The 20,010-nt window shown below is 67.1% G+C and carries 14 protein-coding genes; 5 read left to right on the top strand and 9 right to left on the bottom strand.

Annotated features, from left to right (window positions below):
* Nucleotides 1–45: 45 nt before the first annotated feature.
* Both VHR41_00650 and VHR41_00645 read right to left on the bottom strand, forming a co-directional pair.
* Nucleotides 46–552 (bottom strand): hypothetical protein, encoded by a 507-nt coding sequence (locus tag VHR41_00650; GenBank protein HEX3232672.1) that lies wholly within the window; start codon nt 550–552, stop codon nt 46–48.
* A 265-nt stretch (nt 553–817) separates the two neighbouring features.
* Nucleotides 818–1,168 carry a DUF971 domain-containing protein gene (locus tag VHR41_00645; protein HEX3232671.1) on the bottom strand — a complete coding sequence of 117 codons (351 nt, stop codon included), beginning with the start codon at nt 1,166–1,168 and terminating at the stop codon, nt 818–820.
* Between the two features lie 57 nt (nt 1,169–1,225).
* Between VHR41_00645 and VHR41_00640 the strand changes: the two genes are divergently transcribed.
* Entirely contained in the window at nt 1,226–4,060 is a 2,835-nt protein-coding gene (locus VHR41_00640; protein HEX3232670.1) for an aconitate hydratase, read from the top strand.
* A 146-nt stretch (nt 4,061–4,206) separates the two neighbouring features.
* On the opposite strand, the gene VHR41_00635 is transcribed toward VHR41_00640, so the two are convergent.
* The 6 genes from VHR41_00635 to VHR41_00610 all read right to left on the bottom strand — a co-directional run bounded on the left by VHR41_00635 (nt 4,207) and on the right by VHR41_00610 (nt 9,632).
* Nucleotides 4,207–5,094, bottom strand: coding sequence for a sigma-70 family RNA polymerase sigma factor (locus tag VHR41_00635; GenBank protein HEX3232669.1), 888 nt, complete (start codon nt 5,092–5,094; stop codon nt 4,207–4,209).
* A 284-nt stretch (nt 5,095–5,378) separates the two neighbouring features.
* Entirely contained in the window at nt 5,379–6,041 is a 663-nt protein-coding gene (locus tag VHR41_00630; protein ID HEX3232668.1) for a hypothetical protein, read from the bottom strand.
* A 20-nt stretch (nt 6,042–6,061) separates the two neighbouring features.
* Nucleotides 6,062–7,453: an NAD(P)(+) transhydrogenase (Re/Si-specific) subunit beta gene (locus tag VHR41_00625; GenBank protein ID HEX3232667.1), complete on the bottom strand. Its 1,392-nt coding sequence runs from the start codon at nt 7,451–7,453 to the stop codon at nt 6,062–6,064.
* Nucleotides 7,450–7,755: an NAD(P) transhydrogenase subunit alpha gene (locus VHR41_00620; GenBank protein HEX3232666.1), complete on the bottom strand. Its 306-nt coding sequence runs from the start codon at nt 7,753–7,755 to the stop codon at nt 7,450–7,452. The genes VHR41_00625 and VHR41_00620 overlap by 4 nt, the downstream gene beginning before the upstream one ends.
* A 1-nt stretch (nt 7,756) precedes the next feature.
* Complete coding sequence (locus VHR41_00615) at nt 7,757–8,860, bottom strand: Re/Si-specific NAD(P)(+) transhydrogenase subunit alpha (protein HEX3232665.1); 1,104 nt, start codon at nt 8,858–8,860, stop codon at nt 7,757–7,759.
* Nucleotides 8,861–8,924: 64 nt separating this feature from the next.
* On the bottom strand, nt 8,925–9,632 hold the full coding sequence (locus VHR41_00610) for a BTAD domain-containing putative transcriptional regulator (GenBank protein ID HEX3232664.1): 708 nt from the start codon (nt 9,630–9,632) through the stop codon (nt 8,925–8,927).
* A gap of 269 nt (nt 9,633–9,901) precedes the next feature.
* On the opposite strand from VHR41_00610, the gene VHR41_00605 reads away from it, so the two are divergent.
* The 4 genes from VHR41_00605 to VHR41_00590 all read left to right on the top strand — a co-directional run bounded on the left by VHR41_00605 (nt 9,902) and on the right by VHR41_00590 (nt 18,493).
* Complete coding sequence (locus VHR41_00605) at nt 9,902–10,675, top strand: hypothetical protein (GenBank protein HEX3232663.1); 774 nt, start codon at nt 9,902–9,904, stop codon at nt 10,673–10,675.
* A 36-nt stretch (nt 10,676–10,711) separates the two neighbouring features.
* Nucleotides 10,712–12,172 carry a hypothetical protein gene (locus tag VHR41_00600; GenBank protein HEX3232662.1) on the top strand — a complete coding sequence of 487 codons (1,461 nt, stop codon included), beginning with the start codon at nt 10,712–10,714 and terminating at the stop codon, nt 12,170–12,172.
* A gap of 503 nt (nt 12,173–12,675) precedes the next feature.
* Complete coding sequence (locus VHR41_00595) at nt 12,676–15,279, top strand: serine/threonine-protein kinase (GenBank protein ID HEX3232661.1); 2,604 nt, start codon at nt 12,676–12,678, stop codon at nt 15,277–15,279.
* Nucleotides 15,280–15,286: 7 nt separating this feature from the next.
* Entirely contained in the window at nt 15,287–18,493 is a 3,207-nt protein-coding gene (locus VHR41_00590) for a TonB-dependent receptor (protein HEX3232660.1), read from the top strand.
* 8 nt (nt 18,494–18,501) lie between these two features.
* Here the strand turns inward: VHR41_00590 and VHR41_00585 are convergent.
* Nucleotides 18,502–20,010: hypothetical protein (locus VHR41_00585; protein ID HEX3232659.1), on the bottom strand; the 1,509-nt coding region annotated here is incomplete at its 5' end.

Genomic DNA, 20,010 nt, shown 5'->3' with positions numbered 1-20,010 from the left:
TGATGAGGCGGAACCTAATCCCGTCCCGGACCCCCCTCTAGGGGCTCAGTGGAGGGGGGCCGCGCCGAGTGGGGTGTCCTGGATCGACCGGCGCAGGTCCGGATGCCGGCGCCAGAGGTAGAGTCCCATGCAGAGCGAGGCCAGGGTGTTGGCGCAGATCACCGCCCAGAACGGGAACAGCTCGCTGGTGCGCTCCGAGAGCACCTCCAGCAGGCCCCAGAAAAGAAACTCCAGCACCAGAAAGACCGGCACGAAGGCGTAGCGGACGACCGAGTTCCCGGTGCCCCAGTGCACCAGCGCCACCAACCCCATGCCGATCAGAGCGAACACGATGAAGTGGAAGGCGGTGTACAACAGGATGGCGCCGAAGATGAGATGGTGGGTATCGGGAGTCTTGTCGCCGAAGAGCACGACCTGGCCCAGCAGACTGGGCGTCTGGAAGGGGTGTCCCGCCAGCACGTCGAGGATCAGAAACCAGACCGCGACGACGAGCCCACCGATGAGTCCGACGTCGGTGCCTTCGCCGATGATTGAATGGCGAGAGTCCGCCATGAGGGCCTCCCCGCACACGCGGAGCAGGGAGCGCCCGAACCGAAGCTGGGAAGAGGAGCCTCGGTGAGCGCCCCTCGAGTCGTGTGTTCCCCGGCGCCGGCGTTCCGGGCCGAGGCCCGCGGGCTCGAAACCGCGGGGCTGCACTAAGTGCAGCTATCGAAACAGTGTCGCCTCCGGGCGCGCCGCGCAAGCGGGGTGGCGGCGCCTCACCGGCCCTGGCCGGGCTCCGGGGGCTGCGGCACGATGTGGCCCCGGTCGCCGGTGCTCACCCGGAGGAGGCTGCTCCCCTCGCGCCCTGGCAGCGGGGACAGGGACAGACCCGCCGGAGGCGCTCGAAGGTGTAGATCCCCGTGGCGTGGCCGTCGCTCCACTGCACCTTCAGCCCGTAGGCGCCCACCAGCGCCACGCTCAGCGGCCGAACGTCGAGCGGTACCCGCGCCGGATCGAGCAAGGGCACCCCGGTCATCTCCTCGACACAGGCGGCGCAGGGACACGCCAGACGCAACCATCTCGCGGGGTAGAACCCCACGTGGCCGGCCTGGTCCCACTCGATGCGAAGGCCGTCGTCGCTGCGGTTGATGGCGTACGGGATGGGTAAAGGCGCCGGCGTGCTCATGCCTGGAAAATAGCGATTATACTTGGAACCGACGGCGAACCCTCACCCTGCAGAGTCATGCCCACTCAGAGCGCCAACCCTTTCGGCACCCGCGCGACACTCCAACTCGGCGGCGAGACTGCCGTGGTCTATCGCCTTCCCGAGCTCGGTCGCCAGGGCCTCACCCGGCTCGATCGCCTGCCCTTCTCCATCCGCATCCTCCTGGAGAACGCGCTGCGGCACTGCGGACGAGGGGTGGTTTCCGAGGCGCACGTCGAGGATCTGGCCGCGTGGAGCCCCGCACGCACCCGCCGGGGCGAGGTGCCGTTCATGCCGGCGCGGGTGGTGCTCCAGGACTTCACCGGGGTGCCCTGCGTGGTCGATCTCGCGGCCATGCGGGACGCCATGGCCCGGATGCGGGGCGATCCCAGCCGGATCAACCCGGTGGTCCCCTGCGATCTGGTCATCGACCATTCGGTGCAGGTCGACTACTTCGGCTCCGACCGCGCGCTCAAGCTCAATGTGGCGCTCGAGTTCGACCGCAACCGCGAGCGGTACCAGCTGCTCAAGTTCGCCCAGCGCGCCTTCGACGACTTCCGCGTGGTTCCTCCCGGCACCGGCATCGTGCATCAGGTGAACCTGGAGTACCTCGCCCCCGTGGTGCAGCTTCGCCGCCAGTTCGATGAGCTCACGGCCTATCCCGATACCCTGGTCGGGACCGATTCGCACACCACCATGATCAACGGGCTCGGCGTGCTGGGCTGGGGCGTCGGGGGGATCGAGGCGGAGGCGGTGATGCTGGGCCAGCCCTATTTCATGCTGATTCCCGAGGTGATCGGGATGAAGCTGACTGGTGAGCTGCCGGTGGGGACCACGGCGACCGACCTGGTGCTGCAGGTCACCCAGCTCCTGCGCAAGAAGGGCGTGGTGGACAAGTTCGTCGAGTTCTACGGCCCGGGCCTTTCCAGCCTGGGCCTGGCCGACCGGGCCACCATCGCCAACATGGCCCCGGAGTACGGCGCCACCATGGGCTTCTTCCCGGTCGATGCCGAGACGGTGCGCTACCTGGAGCGGACCGGGCGGAGCCGCAAGGTGGTGGAGCGGGTGGAGCGCTACTGCCGGGAGCAGGGGCTCTTTCGTACCGACACCACCCCGGACCCGGAGTTCACCGACACGCTCGAGCTGGACCTCTCGACGGTGGTCTCCAGCCTGGCGGGCCCGCGGCGACCGCAGGACCTCGTCCCGCTCACCGAGCTCAAGCGGAACTTCATCGTGAATCTGCCCGGGCTCATGAGCGTCAACGTGCCCGCCGACCGGAAGGAGTTGGCCCAGAGCGCCTATTCCCGCTGGGTGGGCGAGGGCGGTGCCAACGTGACCATCGGGGACAAGGGCGGCGGCTCCGCCCAGGCCACGGCCACCGCCGATCCCGACGCACCGCCGATCGTGAAGGGTCAGATCGACGGCACCGACATCACCCTGCACGACGGCGCCGTGGTCATCGCCGCCATCACCAGTTGCACCAACACCTCCAATCCGTCGGTGATGATCGGCGCCGGGCTGCTGGCACGGAAAGCCGTCGAGCGCGGGCTCATGACCAGGGCCTGGGTCAAGACCAGCCTGGCACCCGGATCCCGGGTGGTGACCGATTATCTCAACGGCTCCGGCTTGCTCCGCTACCTCGAGCAGCTTCGCTTCAACACCGTGGGCTACGGCTGCACCACTTGCATCGGCAACAGCGGGCCACTGCCCGAGACCGTGGCGCGGCTGATCGACGAGCACTCGCTGGTGACCGCCGCGGTCCTCAGCGGCAACCGTAACTTCGAGGCGCGGGTCCATCCCCAGGTGCGGGCCAACTATCTCGCCTCACCGATGCTGGTGGTGGCGTTCGCCCTGGCTGGACGGGTGGACATCGACCTCTCGCGCGAGCCCCTGGGCACGGGCAAGGACGGGAAGCCGGTGTACCTCCGGGACATCTGGCCCACCGCCGCCGAAGTGCGCGAGGCGATGGCCCAGTCGCTCAAGCCTGAGCTCTTCGAGCACCGCTATGGACAGGTGTTCGAGGGAGACGAGACCTGGCGGTCGCTGAGCGTGCCGTCGGGGAGCCGCTACGCCTGGGACCCCGGCTCGACCTACGTCCAGGAGCCGCCGTTCTTCACCGATCTCCCGCCCGACCCGCCACCCCTCAGCGACTTGGCAGGCGCACGGGTCCTGGCGGTGCTGGGCGACTCCGTGACCACCGATCATATCTCGCCGGCCGGTTCCATTCCCAAGAACGGCCCCGCCGCCGCGTACCTGCGGGAGCACGGCGTAGAGCAGGCGGACTGGAACACCTTCGGCTCCCGGCGCGGCAACCACGAAGTGATGATGCGCGGGACCTTCGGCAACGTGCGCATCATCAACCATCTGGTAACGGGACGGGAGGGCAACTGGACGCTTCACTTCCCCTCGGGCGAAGTGATCTCGATCTACGACGCCGCCATGCGGTATCAGGCGGCCGGCACGCCGCTGATCATCCTCACCGGCAAGGAGTACGGCACCGGCTCCAGCCGGGACTGGGCTGCCAAGGGCCCCGCCCTGCTCGGCGTCAAGGCCATCATCGCGGAGAGCTACGAGCGGATCCACCGCAGCAACCTGGTTGGGATGGGAGTGCTCCCGCTGGCCTATGCACCCGGCAGCGACCGGGCATCGCTCGGGCTCACCGGCACCGAGACGTTCAGTATCAGCGGCATCGCGGAGGGGCTGGAGCCGGGCGGAACCGTGCGGGTCACCGCGCGCGACGAGACGGGCCGGGAGACCGTCTTCCCCGCGACCGTCCGGCTCAACTCAGCGGTGGAGCTGGACTACTACCGGCACGGCGGCATTCTGCAGCGGGTGCTGCGGCAGTTTGTCGGGGAAGGGCGGCGGGGGCGGTAAGGACGGGAAGGACGGGAAGGACGGGAAGGACGGGAAGGACGGGAAGGACGGGAAAGCGAAAGGGTCGGAGAAGTAAAAAGGAAAGGCGGAAGGCCCATGTTTCGAGCCTTACCGCCCTTCCCGTCTTTACCGCCGCCGCCCTTGTCTTACGCCACCAGATCCCGCAGCCGATCGCCGGTCTCGCCTTCCCGAAGCCGCAGCAGCGCGCGGTCCCGGAGCTGGCGGATCCGCTCGCGGGTGACGCCCATCATGCGACCGATCTCCTCCAGCGTTCGGCTGTTCCCGTCGTCCAGCCCGAAGTAAAGCCGGAGCACCTTCGCGTCGCGCGGGGGGAGCGCCGCCAGGGCCGCCTCGATGTCCCGAGTCTGGCTGTTGGCCATGGTGCTCATGTCGGTGCTTTCCTGCTCCCCGCTGGTGAAGCGCTCGATCCGCTCGTTGCCCTCGCCGTCCCGGGTGGGGTGGTCGAGCCGCACGGCCTCGGAGTTGAGCGCGCTCAGCGAGCGCACCGCCTCCACGGTGAGCCCGGTGGCGCGGGCCAGCTCCTCGGTGGTGGGCATGCGGCCGAGCCGGTCCTTGAGCAGCGTGGTGGTGCGGCCGAGCCGGCTCAGATCCGCGGTCCGATTGAGTGGCACCCGCACCGGCCGGCCGTGGCGCGCGATGGCGGCCTGCACTGCCTGGCGGATCCACCACACGGCGTAGGAGATGAACTTGACGCCGCGGTCGGGATCGAACTTCCGGGCGGCCGTCATCAGCCCCAGGTTGCCCTCGCCGATCAGGTCGACCAGCGGGACGCCCCGATTCTGGAACTTCTTGGCCACGGAGACTACGAATCGCACGTTGTGCCGGGCAAGCCTTTCCTGGGCGGCGATGTTTCCCTTGTACGCCTTGCGGGCCAGCTCCATCTCCTCTTCACGATTGAGCAGTGGGACCCGACTGATCTCGTCGAGATACAGGTCCAGACTTTCGCGGCCTTCATCGATTGCACGAGCGATCTGCGCCGGTCGCACCGGGCGACGCTTGGCACGCGCCTTCATGGTCACGCTATTTGCCTCCTCCAGGACTCCCGTCCCCCCACAGTATACCAGCCAAGGAATCAGAGGCCGTGTGATAGTAAGACGGGCCAATATAGCATGTAAGATGCTCAAAATCAACACCTTACGTAAAGCTTGACGTTGATGGTAGTTGCGCTGATAGGCACGGGGGTGCACGATAGGAAGGAGTAGCAGAAGATCATACTGCTGGTTTGGCAGTCAAGCCCACCTCCCCGTAGCCGATACGTCCCCCCGCCGCCGGGCTCGCCCCGCTCCGAGGGCCTAGCCTACTCGTTCTTCTTGCCGCTCATCCCCGGCATTTCCTCCGGCGTCTCGGTGATGGACGAAGTGGCGCCGTCGCCGTCCCGCAACCGCTCGATGTCGTGGTGCTTGCCCGTCGACTTCACCATGCCGAACGAAAGGGCGGGATCCACCCAGCTGTCGGTCTCGTACTTGGCGCTGTGGTAATGCTTGCTGTTGAAGGTCCCCGCCGGCACGGTGACCTTCTCCGGCCCGACCAGCGTGACCTCGTCGCAGATGTTGCCGAACACCGACTTCTTCTGCAGCTGGCCCCGGATCATGCCCAACATCATCCCGTTCATCTTCATCGCCGGACGGTCGCCAGGCTTCATGATCACCTCCTGCACGTCCCCGATCTGGTCCAATGCGCCCGGGACGAGCATCTGATACACCATGTTCTTCTTGGGATCGGTTTCGTTGGTCATCTTCATCTCCAGCCAGCGATAGTCGCCGCCTGGTCGCTTCTCCGCGCCCACCACGGCGTAGCGCAGGAGGTACTTGTCCTTCTGGTCATAGAGTGCCTGATACTCGACCCACTTGCCCACGGCGGGCACCCGCATCACATCCTTGCAGGCTTCCTGCGCCCGGAGCGCGGGCACGATGGTCAGGAGGGTGGCAACGGTGAGCGTTATCGGTCGTGTGCGTCGCATGATCTGATCCTCGGCCGCGGCTAGACGTTCTTGACCTCCGCCACCAGCTTGGTGAGGGACGCCTTCGCATCGCCGAACAGCATGGAAGTCTTGGGGTCGTAGAACAGCTCGTTCTCGATACCGGCAAATCCGGTGTTCATGCTCCGTTTCATCACGATGACATGCTTCGCCTGGTCCACGTTGAGGATAGGCATGCCGTAGATCGGGCTGGAGCGGTCGCTGCGGGCGGCCGGGTTCACCACGTCGTTGGCCCCGATGACCAGGGCCACGTCGGCGTGGGCGAACTCGCCGTTGATCTCCTCCATCTCCTTGAGCTTGTCGTACGCAATGTTGGCCTCTGCCAACAGCACGTTCATGTGCCCCGGCATCCGGCCGGCGACGGGGTGGATCGCGTACTTCACGTCGCCCCCGTTCTTCTCCACCAGGTCCGCCAGCTCCCGGACCTGGTGCTGCGCCTGGGCCACCGCCAGGCCGTACCCCGGCACCACGATCACGTGTTGCGCGTAGGCCAGTTGGATGGCCGCGTCCTCGATGGAGATCGGACGCACCGTCAACCCGGTGGCGGTCTTGGTGGAGGCCAGTCCGCCCGCGCTCCCGAAGGCGCCGAACAGGACGTTGCCGAAGGAGCGGTTCATCGCCTTGCTCATGATGATCGAGAGGATGAAGCCCGAGGCTCCGTCCAGCGCGCCGGCGATGATCAGCACGTTATTGCCGATGGCGAAGCCGGTGGCCGCGGAGGCCAGCCCGGCGTAGGAGTTCATCAGGGAGATGACCACCGGCATGTCGGCCCCGCCGATGGGGAGCACCAGGAGGAAGCCGAAGACGAAGCTGAACAGCACCATGCTGTAGAACAGCGCCGGGTGCCCCGGATGCACGATCAGAAAGGCGAAGATCGCCAGGGTGAGCGCGAAGAGGCCGATGTTCGCCAGGTTCTGCCCCGGGTAGGTCACCGGCCGGCCGGTGATGAACTCCTGGAGCTTGCCGAACGCCATGAAGCTCCCGCTCACCGTGAGCGCCCCGAACACCACCTCGAACCCGAGCGCGGCCATCTTGGGGCCCTCGACCCCGCCGTGCGACATCGCCGTGTAGTACTCCGCGATGCCCACCAGGGTGGCCGCGAGTGCGCCGAACATGTGAGAGATCGCGATCCGCTGCGGCATCGCCGTCATCGGCACGAACATGCCGAGGGGATAGCCGATCACCGTGCCGATTAGGAGGCCGGCGATGATCCAGTCGTAGCGCACGATCTCGTGGTTCACCAGCGTGCCCACGATCGCCAGCAGCATGCCTACCGCGGCCTGGTTCATCCCCCGCCGCGCCCGGTCGGCGCGGGTGAGACTCTTGAGACCCAGAATGAAGAGGACCGAGGCCGCCAGATAGGTGGCCTGGATGAAGAGCTCCCGCGCCGTCACGGCTTGACCTGGGGCGGGCTGTCCTCCCGCTTGAACATCCTCAGCATCCGGTCGGTGATGAGAAAGCCGCCGACCACGTTGATGGTGGCCGCGGTGACCGCCACGAAACCGAGGATGGTGCTGACCCGGTTCCGGTCCGCGCCGGCGGCCACCAGCGAGCCCACCAGCGAGATCGCCGAGATGGCGTTGGTGGCGGACATGAGCGGCGTGTGCAGCAGCGGCGGCACCTTGGTGATGACCAGGTACCCGACGAAACCGGCGAGCACGAATACGTAGAGCTCGATAATGGCGGTGCCGGACATCTCATTTCCTCCGGAGTTCGCCCTCGTGGACCACGACCATGGCGCCGGTGATCTCATCGGCCAGGTCGAGCACGAGCGCGCCGTCCTTGAGCAGGTGCTGGAGCAGGGTCAGCAGGTTTCGGCTGTACATCTGACTGGCATGCAGCGGCAGCGAGCTCGCCAGATTGGCGGGCCCCAGGATCCGGACGTCGTGGGCGACGACGGTCTCGCCCAGGCGGGTGAGGTCGCAATTCCCCCCGGTCTCCGCCGCCAGGTCCACGATGACCGAGCCAGCCCGCATCGAGCCGACCATCTCCTCGGTGATGAGGCGCGGCGCCGGGCGGCCGGGGATCTGCGCCGTCGTGATGACCAGGTCCATGTCCTTGATGTGGCGGCCGACGGCCTCCAGCACCTTGCGCTGCTGCTCCTGGGCCAGCTCGGTAGCGTACCCGCCCTGGCCTTCCGCGCTCACCTGCTCCGCCTCCACGAAGCTGGCGCCGAGACTGTGGATCTGCTCCTTGACCACCGCCCGGACGTCGAACGCGGAGACGATCGCCCCCAGCCTTCGCGCGGTGGCGATGGCCTGGAGCCCGGCGACCCCGGCGCCGAGGACGAAGGTCTTGGCCGGGGCCAGGGTGCCAGCCGCCGTGGTGAGCATGGGGAGCAACCGGGGCAGCCGGGTGGCGCCGAGCAGTACCGCCTGGTAGCCGGCCACCGTGGCCTGGGAGGAGAGCGCGTCCATCGACTGGGCGCGGGTGATCCGGGGAACCAGCTCCATGCTGAGCGCCGTGACGTTGCGGGCGGCGAGATCGGCCAGCAGCTCGGCGCTGGCGGCCGGCGCCAGAAAGCTGACCAGCGTGCTGCCGGCCCGAAGCGCGCCCACCTCCTCGGCGGAGGGTTTCTGGACCTTGAGCACCAAGTCGGCCTGCCCCAACACCGCCGGCGCGTCCTCGGCGAGGGTGGCGCCGGCGGTGGCGTAGTCCCGGTCCGGATAGTAGGCGCTCTCCCCCGCTCCGCGCTGCACCAGCACCTCGTGCCCGGCCTTGACCAGCCGCGCCACGGAATCGGGCACCAGCGCGACCCGCCGCTCGCCGGGAGCGGTCTCTTTGGGAACTCCGATGCGCATCGGGACTCCACAATCGGAAGAGGACGCCTAATCATACGCGTCCCGGGAGATCCAGCCAGTGGGTTCACCCCTCCAACTGAATGATGATCTCCCGCCAGCCTGGGTCGGGCGGCACACCGAGCTGCGCCGCGAGCTCCTGGGCGTGTCGGCGGGCGTGTCGAAGCGCGCCGGAGCGATCGCCGAGCCGAGCAAGCGTCTGGACCAGCGCGAGCGCGACGGTTGAGTCCAGCGGGTCGAGATCGGCGGCGCGACGCCACCATGCCAGCGCGCCTGGATCGTCCTCATTCAGAGCTGCACGCTTCGCCAGCGCGATGAGCGTGGCCCCGGCTTGTCGCGCCAGGCGGTTGCGCTGGCCGTCCACCCAGCGCTCGAACTCCGGCGCGTCCTTCAGGAAGAATCCATCCAGAAATGGCCCCCCATAAAGGGCGACCGCCTCCTCCAGAGCTCCCCGAGTCAGCGCCTCCTCGAACTCAGCCACGTCGGTCGTGATCACCTCGGGATTGAGCCGGAGCGTCTTTTTCCCTACGAACAGGGCCTCCTGGCCAGGCTGCCTCCGCTGCGCATAGAGGAGCTGGTTCAGCACATGGCGCGCCCGCTCGGCATCCGACTCGGGCCAGAGGCAGGCCTGCAGCTTGTCACGGCTGAGTCCGCCGTCCCGAGCCACGGCGAGCAGGGCAAGGATCGCCAGCCGCCGCCGCTGGGTGACGGCGCCGGTGAGGTTTTCGGCCCCACGCGACAGGGACAGCCCACCGAAGGTGCGCAGCCGGAGCATGGCTCTGCAGTTGACTCCTTATTGACCGGGGATTGACCGCCGGAACCTAGCATATACGCGCCCTGATTCCTCACGGCAAGCCGCTGGGCCAATGAGGGGATGGAGCCACCATGTCCCGACTCACGAGAATTCTTCGGCCGCGTCAACCCGGGTGGGAGCTCGGACCCCTTTCAGCTATCCTAAGCTGCTCGCTGATCGCCGCCTGTGGCGCCGACAACTCGACGGCGCCCCTGCCACCCCCTCCGCCGCCCACCAGCGGAAGCGTCGCGGTGGTCACGAGAACCCTGGGCGAGGCTCTCGACCCGGACGGCTACGCTATCCGCATCGACGACACTCCAGTACTGACGTCCCCCAGCAACGGCACCTCGGAAATCACGGGGATCGCTCTAGGAACCCACTCGCTCAGGCTCGCCGATGTCGCGGCTAACTGCTCTCTGACCACTTCCAACCCACAGAATGTGGTTGTCGCCAGTGAGGGACCGGTCGAAGTGACATTTGGCGTTCACTGCGCCGCCTGGGCGGTGCTGGAAATCAGCGTTGTGACCAGCGGAGGGGACCCCGACCCCGATGGGTACGGGCTCTACCTGGATGGAGAACCGGGCCAGCCAGTGGAGCCGGACACCACGCTCAGGCTGGACCGGGGCGCCGGCACCCATACCCTGTCGCTTGGCGACCTGGCGAGTAACTGCTCGGTGACCGGCGTCGACCCGCTGGAGCTGTCAGTGGCCCCGGGAGACACCGCCGGAGCCACGTTCGAGGTGATCTGCACGTCCTTCTCGGCGGGTCGGATCGTGGTCACGACCCACACCAGTGGAACCTTCACCGATCCCGATGGGTATTCGGTCTCTCTGGACGGCGGGACCGCTCGCGCCATCGGCACCGCCGAGACGGTCATCTTTTCCGAAGTCGCACCGGGAACCCACTCGGTGAAACTGACCGGCATGTCTCCCGGGTGCGGTTTCTGGCTGGCGAATCCGAAGAGGATCTCCGTGATCGCCGGGGCAGCGGTCAATGTGTCGTTCGATGTCCTCTGTATCCCCTGAGCCACATATCGATTCCTGGGCCCTTCCGGAGGCACGATGAGCCACCCCGTGGGTTTCTCGATGCCGTGGTTCGTTGGGTGGCTGTCGACCGGACTTACATGCGCCGTTCTCCCGGGGTGCGGCGGCAGTGACCTCACCCAGCCAGGGTCAGGCAGCGTCCAGGTCAGTGTCTCGACTTCCGGAGACTCGCTCGATGCCGACGGATACATGGTCGTGCTCGATGGTGACTCGGTGGAGCTCCCTGGCAACAGTACTTCAGTCACCCTGGAAGGTGTGGAAGCCGGTGCCCACGAGGTGAAGCTCGCGGGCGTTGCCCCGAACTGCGCAGTGAGCGGCGCCAATCCGGAGCGGGTGACGGTTGCCCCGGACACGATGGCCGACCTGACGTTTGCGGTGGAATGCTCGGCGACCGGAACGTTGGAGATCTTCAGCACGACCACCGGTCTTTCTCTCGACCCCGACGGTTACCGAGTCGAGGTGGACGGTACGGCAGGAAGGCCGATCGGCAGGAGTGCCTCAATCCTGGTCTCGAGCCTGGGTGGGGGCAGTCACATATTGCGCCTGATCGGCATCGCTGCGAACTGCACCGTGGTAGGACTCAATCCTCTCCCTGCTGTCGTCATCACGGGCGGCACCGGCGTCGCTCGGTTCGACGTGGTCTGCGTGCGCCCGCCCGGCCCCGGTACCGGTCAGCTGCTGTTCACCAGCGACCGGAGCGGAACTCCCGAGATCTATCGCATGAATGAGGACGGCTCGGCAATTGTCGACCTCACGCCAAACGCTCAGGCCGTGGCCGGCCGCTGGTCGCCCGATGGCTCGAAGATCGTGTTCACGTCTATCCGCGACGGCAACTCGGAGATCTACGTGATGGAGGCCGACGCCTCCCACCCGGTTCGGCTCACCCGGACGCCGGAGCACGAGACCGATCCGGTGTGGTCCCCCAACGGAACCAGGATCGCCTATGCCGCCGGTGGCCAGGTCTGGATCATGAACGCGGACGGTTCGGGGGCCACCCCGCTGACAGAAGGGGCTGAGCCCTCGTGGTCTCCCGACGAGACAAGGATCGCGTTCGCACGCCGGTCCAGCCAATACGATCCGTTGGCCGAGAGATATGCCAACGATATCTACACCATCGCGCTTGACGGGTCCGCACTCAGGAATCGCACGAATACCACCAGCGGGTTCGTCTCCTTTGCCGCGCCGGCGTGGTCGCCAGACGGTACCAGGATCGCCGCCTGGCAGCGCGCGCCGGGGCGAACGTTCCCGTCGTATGTGAACAACGTGGTCGTCATCGGTGCCGACGGCGGCCTCCTGGTCCTCACCGGACCGGCGGTGTACCCAAGCGCGCCGGTATGGTCCCCCGATGGGGCGGCGATTGCGTTCGCCACTCGCGAGGCCAGCGTGCCGCCCGAGATCCGAATGATCGCGATTTCTGGCGGAGCCGCCCTCACGCTCGCGCCGAGCCCAGGATTCGATCTTCCCACCAGCTGGCGATGATCGAGAGGCAGGTGAACCATGACCGGCTGCGCCACCGACTCGCATACCTTCAGCAGCCACAAAGGCGAGGTATGCTCCGCTCAGGTGGAGTGATCTCGTTGTACTGGCCGAGCTCTCTGGCGGCATCCACCACCCCCGTCGATGCGTCTATCACGGTGAATTTGGCCGCCGAGCGGCCCCTAATCGGCAGATGTCGCACGACCTATGAGATCTTTGATTTCGAGTTCCCACCTCCCCATGGATTTCACCGTGGTACCGGCCCACACTGAGGGGACGCCGATCCTGACGGCCGCAAACGGGGACGGCTTCGCGGCGCCGAGTCCGATCGGAGGTTGACCGGCCGACTCGCATTCTGATGCCGGGCGCGCTCGCCGACCGCGCCTGCTGACCCTCATCCCGGTGCTCGACCTGCGGCGCTCGACCGGTCGGAGTTCCTCCACAACTGGCGGCTTGGTCACCCGGGCCGCATCTTTCGTCAGTCTCCCAAATCAGGACGGCCGCTCGTGTCGGATCCCTACCCCCGCCTCACCTCGGCGCTCGGGCGCCGCTATGCGTTCGAGCATGAGCTCGGCCGGGGGGGTATGGGCACGGTGTTTCTGGCGCGGGATCTCAAGCACGGACGACGGGTTGCCCTCAAGGTGCTACCCCCGGACCTGGCGGGCGCGCTCGGGCCGGAGCGGTTTCTGCGCGAGATCCAGATTGCGGCCCGGCTTTCTCATGCCCACATCCTTCCACTCTACGACTCCGGGCAGGCCGGAGGTCTGCTCTACTACGTCATGCCGTACGTCGAGGGCGAATCGCTGCGCAGCAGGCTCCTGCGAGAGAAGCAGGTCGCCGTTTCCGACGCGCTGGAGATCGCTCGGCAAATTGCCGACGCGCTGGCGTTTGCCCACGCGGCCGGAGTGATCCATCGCGATATCAAGCCGGAAAACATCCTCCTCGCCGGGTATCCGCCACGCCCGACGAGTGCAGGGGCTGGGTGGCACGCCTTGCTCGGTGATTTCGGCGTGGCGAAGGCCGTCGGCGCCCCCGGCTCAGCCCCGGAGGGCGATCTGCGCACCGATACGGGGCTACCCCTCGGCACCTTGGCCTACGCCAGCCCGGAGCAGGCCGCCGGCAGCCGGGCGCTCGATGGCCGATCCGACCTCTACAGCCTCGGCTGCGTGCTGTACGAGATGCTGGTGGGAGACCCGTCGGGGGGCCGGCCGACTGCATCGCAGATTCTGGAGAACCGGTTTGCAGTGCAACCGCCGGCGACGCGGAGCCTCCGAGCGGAAGTGCCGGAGTGGGTTGACCGGGTACTGGCACGGGCACTGGCGCGAGACCCGGCGGAGCGTTTCGCCAGCGCCGCCGAGTTCCGAGACGCCCTCACGGCCCCGACCGCCATCGAAACTGCCTCGCAGGCGGCGGCCCCAGCGGGGGCCCTGGTACCGCGACGACCGCAGCTCGTGTGGATGGGGACCGGTGCCGCGACGCTGGCGCTCATCGGCGCGGCGGTGGCCTTCCTGCCTCGCCACAGTCCGAAGACGGATCCGAAGCAGGTCGTGGTCGCCGGCTTCGAGAACAAGACCGGGGACTCGGCACTCGCCCCGGTGGGTGACATCGCGGTCGACTACATCGCTCGTGGGCTGGCAGCCACCCGGCTCCTGCACGAGGTGTACGACGCCCGTGCAACCGCGCTTGAGGCCGGCCAGCCCGCCCGTCCCGGCATGGCGCAGGGTCGGGAACTGGCCAGGCGAGTGGGCGCGGGAACGGTGGTGGGAGGCAGTTATTACCGCGAAGGGGACAGCCTGCACTTCGAGACCCAGCTCGTCGATGCTGCCTCCGGCAAGCTGGTCCTGTCGCTCGAGCCGGTCGTGGGACCCAGTGGTGAGAAGACTCGCATCATCGAGACGCTCCGCCAGAGGGTCATGGGCGGCTTCGCCACGGTGTTCGGCTCGGGGTTCGAGGACTGGAAGGCGGCGAGTGTTCCGCCCAGCTACGACGCCTATCAGGAGATGCTCATCGCCGGGGACGACCTCTGGGTCTTCAAAAGTGAGCTGGCCGCAGAGCATCTGCATCGGGCCATCGCCAGGGACTCCGACTATAGCGGCGCGAAGGTCCAGCTTAGCCATGCGCTCGCTACTATGGGTCTGTGCGACGAGGTGGATTCGATTGCCCGCTCACTCGAGCCCGAAGCGGGACAGCTGCCGCCCGCCGAACGTGGGGTTCTGGCCTACTCGCAAGCTCAATGTGACCGCGACAGGGAGGGCCAGGTCGAGGCGGCCAAGGCCGTGCTGGCGGCCGCCCCCCACTCCGTCGGGTATACGGTGCTGGGAGGGATCAACGCGATCGAGCTCGGCCGTCCACGCGAGGGCCTTGCCATTCTGCTGCGTTTCGACGCGGAGCACGTCCCCCTGAGTGACCAGCAGCGCAACATCTACTGGGGGTTCGTGGGGTACGCCTACCACGATCTGGGCGAATTCCGGAAGCAGCTACAGACCGCGGCCCGGATCGACCACAGCCCCGACGCTCGTGCGCTCGCTGGCCTGCGCGACTCGGCGGCCGTCCGGCGGCTGGTCCGCGGCTGGCTCGAGCACGGGGACACTACGGGTCCGACCTTTGACCGCGCCGAGTGCGCCGCGCTCGAGCTCCGCGCGCACGGATCTCCTGCCGCTGCAGCGGCCCTGCTCGAATACATCGTCGCTCGCCGGGGACCGGCCCGGACTGCCGAGGCCGAGGCTGGACCCTGTCTCTGGAACCTCTTCACCGCCCACTACTACGCCGGTCGTTGGGAGGACGCCAGAGCGGCCTACGCCCGGAGAATCTCCGAGGATTCCAGCGATGTCAGAGCGCATGCCGCTCTCGCCGCGTTAGCGGTCCGTCGAAAGGATTGGGCTGAGCTCGCAGAGCAAAAGAGATGGCTGGCGAGGCATGACGACCTCGCCCTGGCGTGGCTTGGCCTGGCCCGCGTAGCCGCCCTGCAGGGACGTCGCGACGAGGCGGTCAACCTCCTCACGCGAGCTCTGCAGCGTGGACTCGAGCGCCACTTCGTTCACATCGATCCGGATTTGGACTCCTTGCGGGATTATCCGCCATACCAGGAGCTGATGCGTCCGAAGGGATGAGCCAGCGATGACCGGGGCCCGAGAGCGCATTCTCAGGCAGGTCCCTCTCACGATAGCGCTCGAGTGCTGCCTCGGGCTCGCCACGATCCGAGCCCAGGGCGTGACCGGGGCTGCTATTCAGGGCCATGTCCTGGCTCCCGACAGCGTCGCGATCGAAGACGCCAGCATCCTCGTCACCAACACCGCTAATGGCGAGCGGTGGCAGACCACGAGCCGTGGAAAGGGACGATACGGCCTGGACCAGCTCTCGGTCGGCGGGCCGTATGTCGTCGAAGTGCATGCGGTGGGCTTCGCGCCAGCCCAGCGCGCCGGCATCTTCCTCTCGCTCGGCCAGCGGCTCACCGCCGACTTTGCGCTGAGCAGGGCAGCCTACCAGCTGCCCGAGGTCGGCGTCGTGGCGGGGCTCGACCCGCTGATCAACCCCGGCCGCACCGGGCCGGCGCAGACCATCAGCGAGTCGATCATGACTCGACTGCCGGTGCCCGGCCGGGACTTCGGTCAACTCGCGCTGCTCTCTCCGCAGGTCCTCTGTACTCGCCCCAGCGTTCTCGCCTTCGGATGCGGTGGCCTGTCCATCGCGGGACAGCCCGACCGGCTCAACGGGCTGCAGATCGACGGCGCGACCAACAACGACCTCCTGGGCAGCTCACTACTGGGTAGCATCGGGACGCCGGGGCAAGCGTTCGGAGCTCGGACCCTCTCCGTCGAGGCGATCAAGGAGCTGCAGGTCATCTCGGCACCCTTCGACGTGCGGTTCGGCAACTTTGCCGCAGGATTGGTGAACGCGGTAACCAAGTCGGGCGGCAATCATTTCGAGGGGTCGCTCACCAGCTATTACTCGGAGACTGGGCTGGTGGGGAAGGATCCGGACGGCAGCCGAGGCGCGGAATTTAAGAGCAAGGAAGTGGGCCTGACGCTGGGCGGTCCGCTCGTCCACGACCGAGTCGCCTTCTTTGTCGATGCCGGGATCCAGCGTCGCATTGCTCCCGAGAATGCCGCGCTGATCCGGCCGGATAGTCCAGACAACGTCGAGAGCGTGGGAATCAGTTACGCCAGTGCCGTTCGCTTTCAGGAGATTCTCCGAGACCGCTACGGCGTGGACGCTGGGGATTTCGGCGCGTTCCCCTTCCGCATCCCAGCCGAAAACCTCCTGGGCAAGGTAACGCTCCAGTTGGGGGTCAACAGCCGCCTCGAGGTGTCGCACAACTACTCCCACAGCGATCTGCGCATCGTGATGGATCGAAACTTTGACTTCTACCCGCTCACCTCCAGGGTCTTCGCGCTACCAGTCACGACCCACGCCACTCGGTTGACCTGGACCGCCAGCTTCGGAGGTCGGTACAGCAACGAGCTGATCGCGGCACGGATGCGTGAACGCTTCCACTGCTCGCCGGCAAGCGCCTTTCCTGCGATTTACGTGCAAGCCGAGGCACGCCAGCTGTCGGCGGGTAGCGCGTGTCAATTTCCAGATGCCGCCGATCAACACATCCTGGAGCTGACCGACAACCTCACCTTCGCGTCCGGGTCGCATCGATTCACGCTCGGTAGCCACGATGAGCTGATCCGGCTCAGCAGCCAGCAGTTTCTCGACTACTTCTTCAATACCGGTTGGACCTTCAGCAGCCTCGATTCGCTGGAGCAGGGGCTGCCCTATTCCTACACTGCGACGCTGCGGGGTCGAGCGCGCCCCTCCGGTCCGCTGTCCGATCCGACGGTGACCCAGATTGGGACCTACTTCCAGGACCAGTGGAATCCGACTCCACGTCTCACCGTCACTCCCGGGCTGCGCATGGACGTGCCGTTCCTATCGCGGAAACCAGTGCGCAACGTCTCGCTCCTGAGCAGTCCGCTCAGGCTCGACAATGTTCCCACCCCGAGCGGACACACCCTGTGGTCGCCCCGGCTGGGCCTGAGCTACGATCTCACCGGCAACGGCAGCACGTATCTGCGCGGGGGCGTCGGACTGTTCGCCGGTCGACCCGCCTACAAGTGGTTCGCGGAAGTGGACGCGCACACCGGATTGGAGGCGTACTCGCTCGAATGCGTCGGGGTCAGCAGTGTCCCTCCGTTTACGATAGATCCCACCAATCAGCCAACCACCTGCGGCAGCGGGGTCATCCTTGCGAGCCCGCTGGTGAACGTCTTCGACCCAGCGTTCCGCTTCCCCCGCAACCTCAAGCTGGCTCTCGGCGCCGACCACCGGCTGCCCTGGGGGGTAGTCGGCACGATCGACTTCCTCTACACCCGCGCGATCGACCAGTACGACCTGATCGACCTCAATCTGAAGCCGCCCGCCGCGGCCAGCGGCGAAGGCAACCGCGCGATGTATGGCACCCTCGACAGCCTGGGAGCGGCAAGGCCGGATCGGGTGACGGATCAGTTCGGGCCGGTGATGCAGGTGAGAAACGCGAGGGCAAATCGGGCGTTCTCGCTTACGACACAGCTGCAGAAACGCTTCCCTAACGGAACTGAGCTCGGCGTCTCGTACACCTATAGCCGTTCGAGAGATCTGTTGTCCGCCAGCGAGGACAATACCGACGCCGACGTCGGTGATACGCCACTCGATGGAACGCTCGATCGGCGCCGCATCGCCACCGCGGCCTGGGAGGTGCCGCACCGAATCACCCTTCTGGGCACGACGAACCTGCCGCTCGGCTTCCGGATGTCGCTGTTCTATGAGGGTCTCTCGGGCGGGCCGTACACCTACACAATCGAGGGCGACGCCAACGCGGACGGCTTCAGCGACGACGATATCGTCTACGTCCCGGCGCAGCCCCGGCCGGGCGGGGATGTGACTCTCGCCGCGCGGGACGAGGAGGGCAACCTCATCCCTGCCTCAGCCGAGCCCTACGAGAAGCTCGCCGCCTTTATTGACCGTGAGCCCTGCCTGCGGAACCACCGCGGGACGATCATGCGGCGGAACAGCTGTCGGAATGCCTGGGTGAACAACACCAGCGCCCGATTTGCCAAGCTGTTTCCCACGCTGCACGGGCACCGCATGGAGCTCTCCCTGGATGTGCTCAACCTCCTCCACCTGCTGAACAGCCACTGGGGCGTGGTTCGCGGGGTCGAACACACGAGGTTGCTCCGATTGATCGGGTACGATCCGGCCTTGGGACGAGGGATCTACACGGTTCAGGTGCCCAGGCTTCGGGTGCTGGATGTCGACGGCTCCCGATGGCGGATGCAGCTCGGAGTCCGTTACGACTTCTGAGGCCGGGTTTAAAGCTTGATCTTGGGCAGCGTGATCCCCGGCGCCAGTCCGCCGGTGAGCCGCTTGAGCTGCGCCTGCAGGTCGGCCCGCACCTTGTCGAGCTGCTGCTGCTGCCCGCTCACCCGCTGGGTCGCCTGAGTCTGCAATGCCGCGATCTGCCGCTTCACCGGCTCCACCTTGTCGCTCACGAGGCTGTCCACCTTGGCGCGGGCCATCGCCTCCGCCTTGGCGACCTCCTCGCCGATCACGGCCTTGAGCCGGGCGGCGATCGCGTCGTCCAGATTGCTCCGCACCGACAACCTGGGCGCACTGATGGTACCGCGCACCTGGGCATCGACATCGAGCTGCTTGAGGCCGGAGACCACGCGCCAGACCAGACCCTCCAGGTCGTTGAGCGGGCGTCCGCGCGCATTGTCCAGCGCCCAGGCCACGTTGCTGGAGCCGATGCCCCAGCGCCCGAAGAGCTGATCTCCCTTGAGGGCGAAGGCGAGCGTCGCGGCGCCGGTCCCCGGCGCCAGCCGGAAGGGAAGCCCGGGGATGTCGAAGGACGGCAGCGTCACGCCGCGCAGCCGAGCCGCGACTGAATCGCGCGGGCTCGAGGAGAGATGGTTGATCACGCCGGAGACGTCGATGTCGGCGATGGCCGACCCCGCGGCACTCCGGTGCGCGGTCACCGTCATCGGCCTGCCGTAGAGCGCGGGCGTCGAGGTGAGCCCCCGGACACTCGCCTGGTACGCGCCGCGCAGCGGGTTGCCGCCGCCGATCGCAAAATCGATCTGGGCGAGCTGCACCAGGAACGCGGGCCAGGTGTGCTCCTTGGGAAAGCCGATGGTCTTCCCGGCGGCCCGGAGCCGCTGGGGGCCGGGATCCTCCCGAGGCAGGAGTCCCGGTGGCATGTAGTGGCGGGCCAGCTCCGTCCAATAGAGCGCCTGCTGAAAGCGCTCGATGCTCACCTTACCGAAGAACGCGTTGCCGATGTCGGGGGCGGAAAAGCTGGGCAGCTTGAGCAGTGACCTGGCGAACGCGTAATCCTTCCGCCGGGCCTCATCCAGACCCTGCACGCCCGTGCCGAGAAGCTGGACGCCTTGGGTGACCTGCCGCTGCAACCCGTTCACTTGCTGTTTGGCCTGATCCAGGTGCTTGAGAGTTTCCTGCACCGATTGAATCGCCTGGCGGGTGCCATCGAGGCCGAGCTTCCGCGGATCGGTGGCGGCCAACCGGTCGGCGAGCGTCCGGGCGGAATCCACGGTGCCGCGAACGTCGATCTGGGTGAACCCCTGCTCCAGCGCCCGACGGGTGGAGTCGGTGCGCGCCACCAGCCCCTGAGCGGCCTGCACCGTGCCGAGCTGGGTCGGATTGAGCACCAGCCGCTTGATCGTGTCGATCGGGGTGAGCTGGAGCAGCGGGACGTCGAACTGCTGGGTCCACTGCCGCACGGCGCGGAGCGCCTGGGGGGCGAAGCCGCCGCCCTTCACCGGCCGGGCGGGCACTCGCCGGGCAGTGCCGAACCGCATGCC

The organism is Gemmatimonadales bacterium, from assembly GCA_036265815.1.
Taxonomy (GTDB): Bacteria; Gemmatimonadota; Gemmatimonadetes; order Gemmatimonadales; family GWC2-71-9; genus CAVVWJ01.
This window is presented reverse-complemented; position numbering and strand designations above follow the sequence as displayed.

Coding starts and splice junctions, on each gene's coding strand:
- VHR41_00650 (HEX3232672.1), bottom strand. CDS start 552: ATGGCGGACTCTCGCCATTCAATCATCGGCGAAGGCACCGACGTCGGA.
- VHR41_00645 (HEX3232671.1), bottom strand. CDS start 1,168: ATGAGCACGCCGGCGCCTTTACCCATCCCGTACGCCATCAACCGCAGC.
- VHR41_00640 (HEX3232670.1), top strand. CDS start 1,226: ATGCCCACTCAGAGCGCCAACCCTTTCGGCACCCGCGCGACACTCCAA.
- VHR41_00635 (HEX3232669.1), bottom strand. CDS start 5,094: ATGAAGGCGCGTGCCAAGCGTCGCCCGGTGCGACCGGCGCAGATCGCT.
- VHR41_00630 (HEX3232668.1), bottom strand. CDS start 6,041: ATGCGACGCACACGACCGATAACGCTCACCGTTGCCACCCTCCTGACC.
- VHR41_00620 (HEX3232666.1), bottom strand. CDS start 7,755: ATGTCCGGCACCGCCATTATCGAGCTCTACGTATTCGTGCTCGCCGGT.
- VHR41_00615 (HEX3232665.1), bottom strand. CDS start 8,860: ATGCGCATCGGAGTTCCCAAAGAGACCGCTCCCGGCGAGCGGCGGGTC.
- VHR41_00610 (HEX3232664.1), bottom strand. CDS start 9,632: ATGCTCCGGCTGCGCACCTTCGGTGGGCTGTCCCTGTCGCGTGGGGCC.
- VHR41_00600 (HEX3232662.1), top strand. CDS start 10,712: ATGAGCCACCCCGTGGGTTTCTCGATGCCGTGGTTCGTTGGGTGGCTG.
- VHR41_00590 (HEX3232660.1), top strand. CDS start 15,287: ATGACCGGGGCCCGAGAGCGCATTCTCAGGCAGGTCCCTCTCACGATA.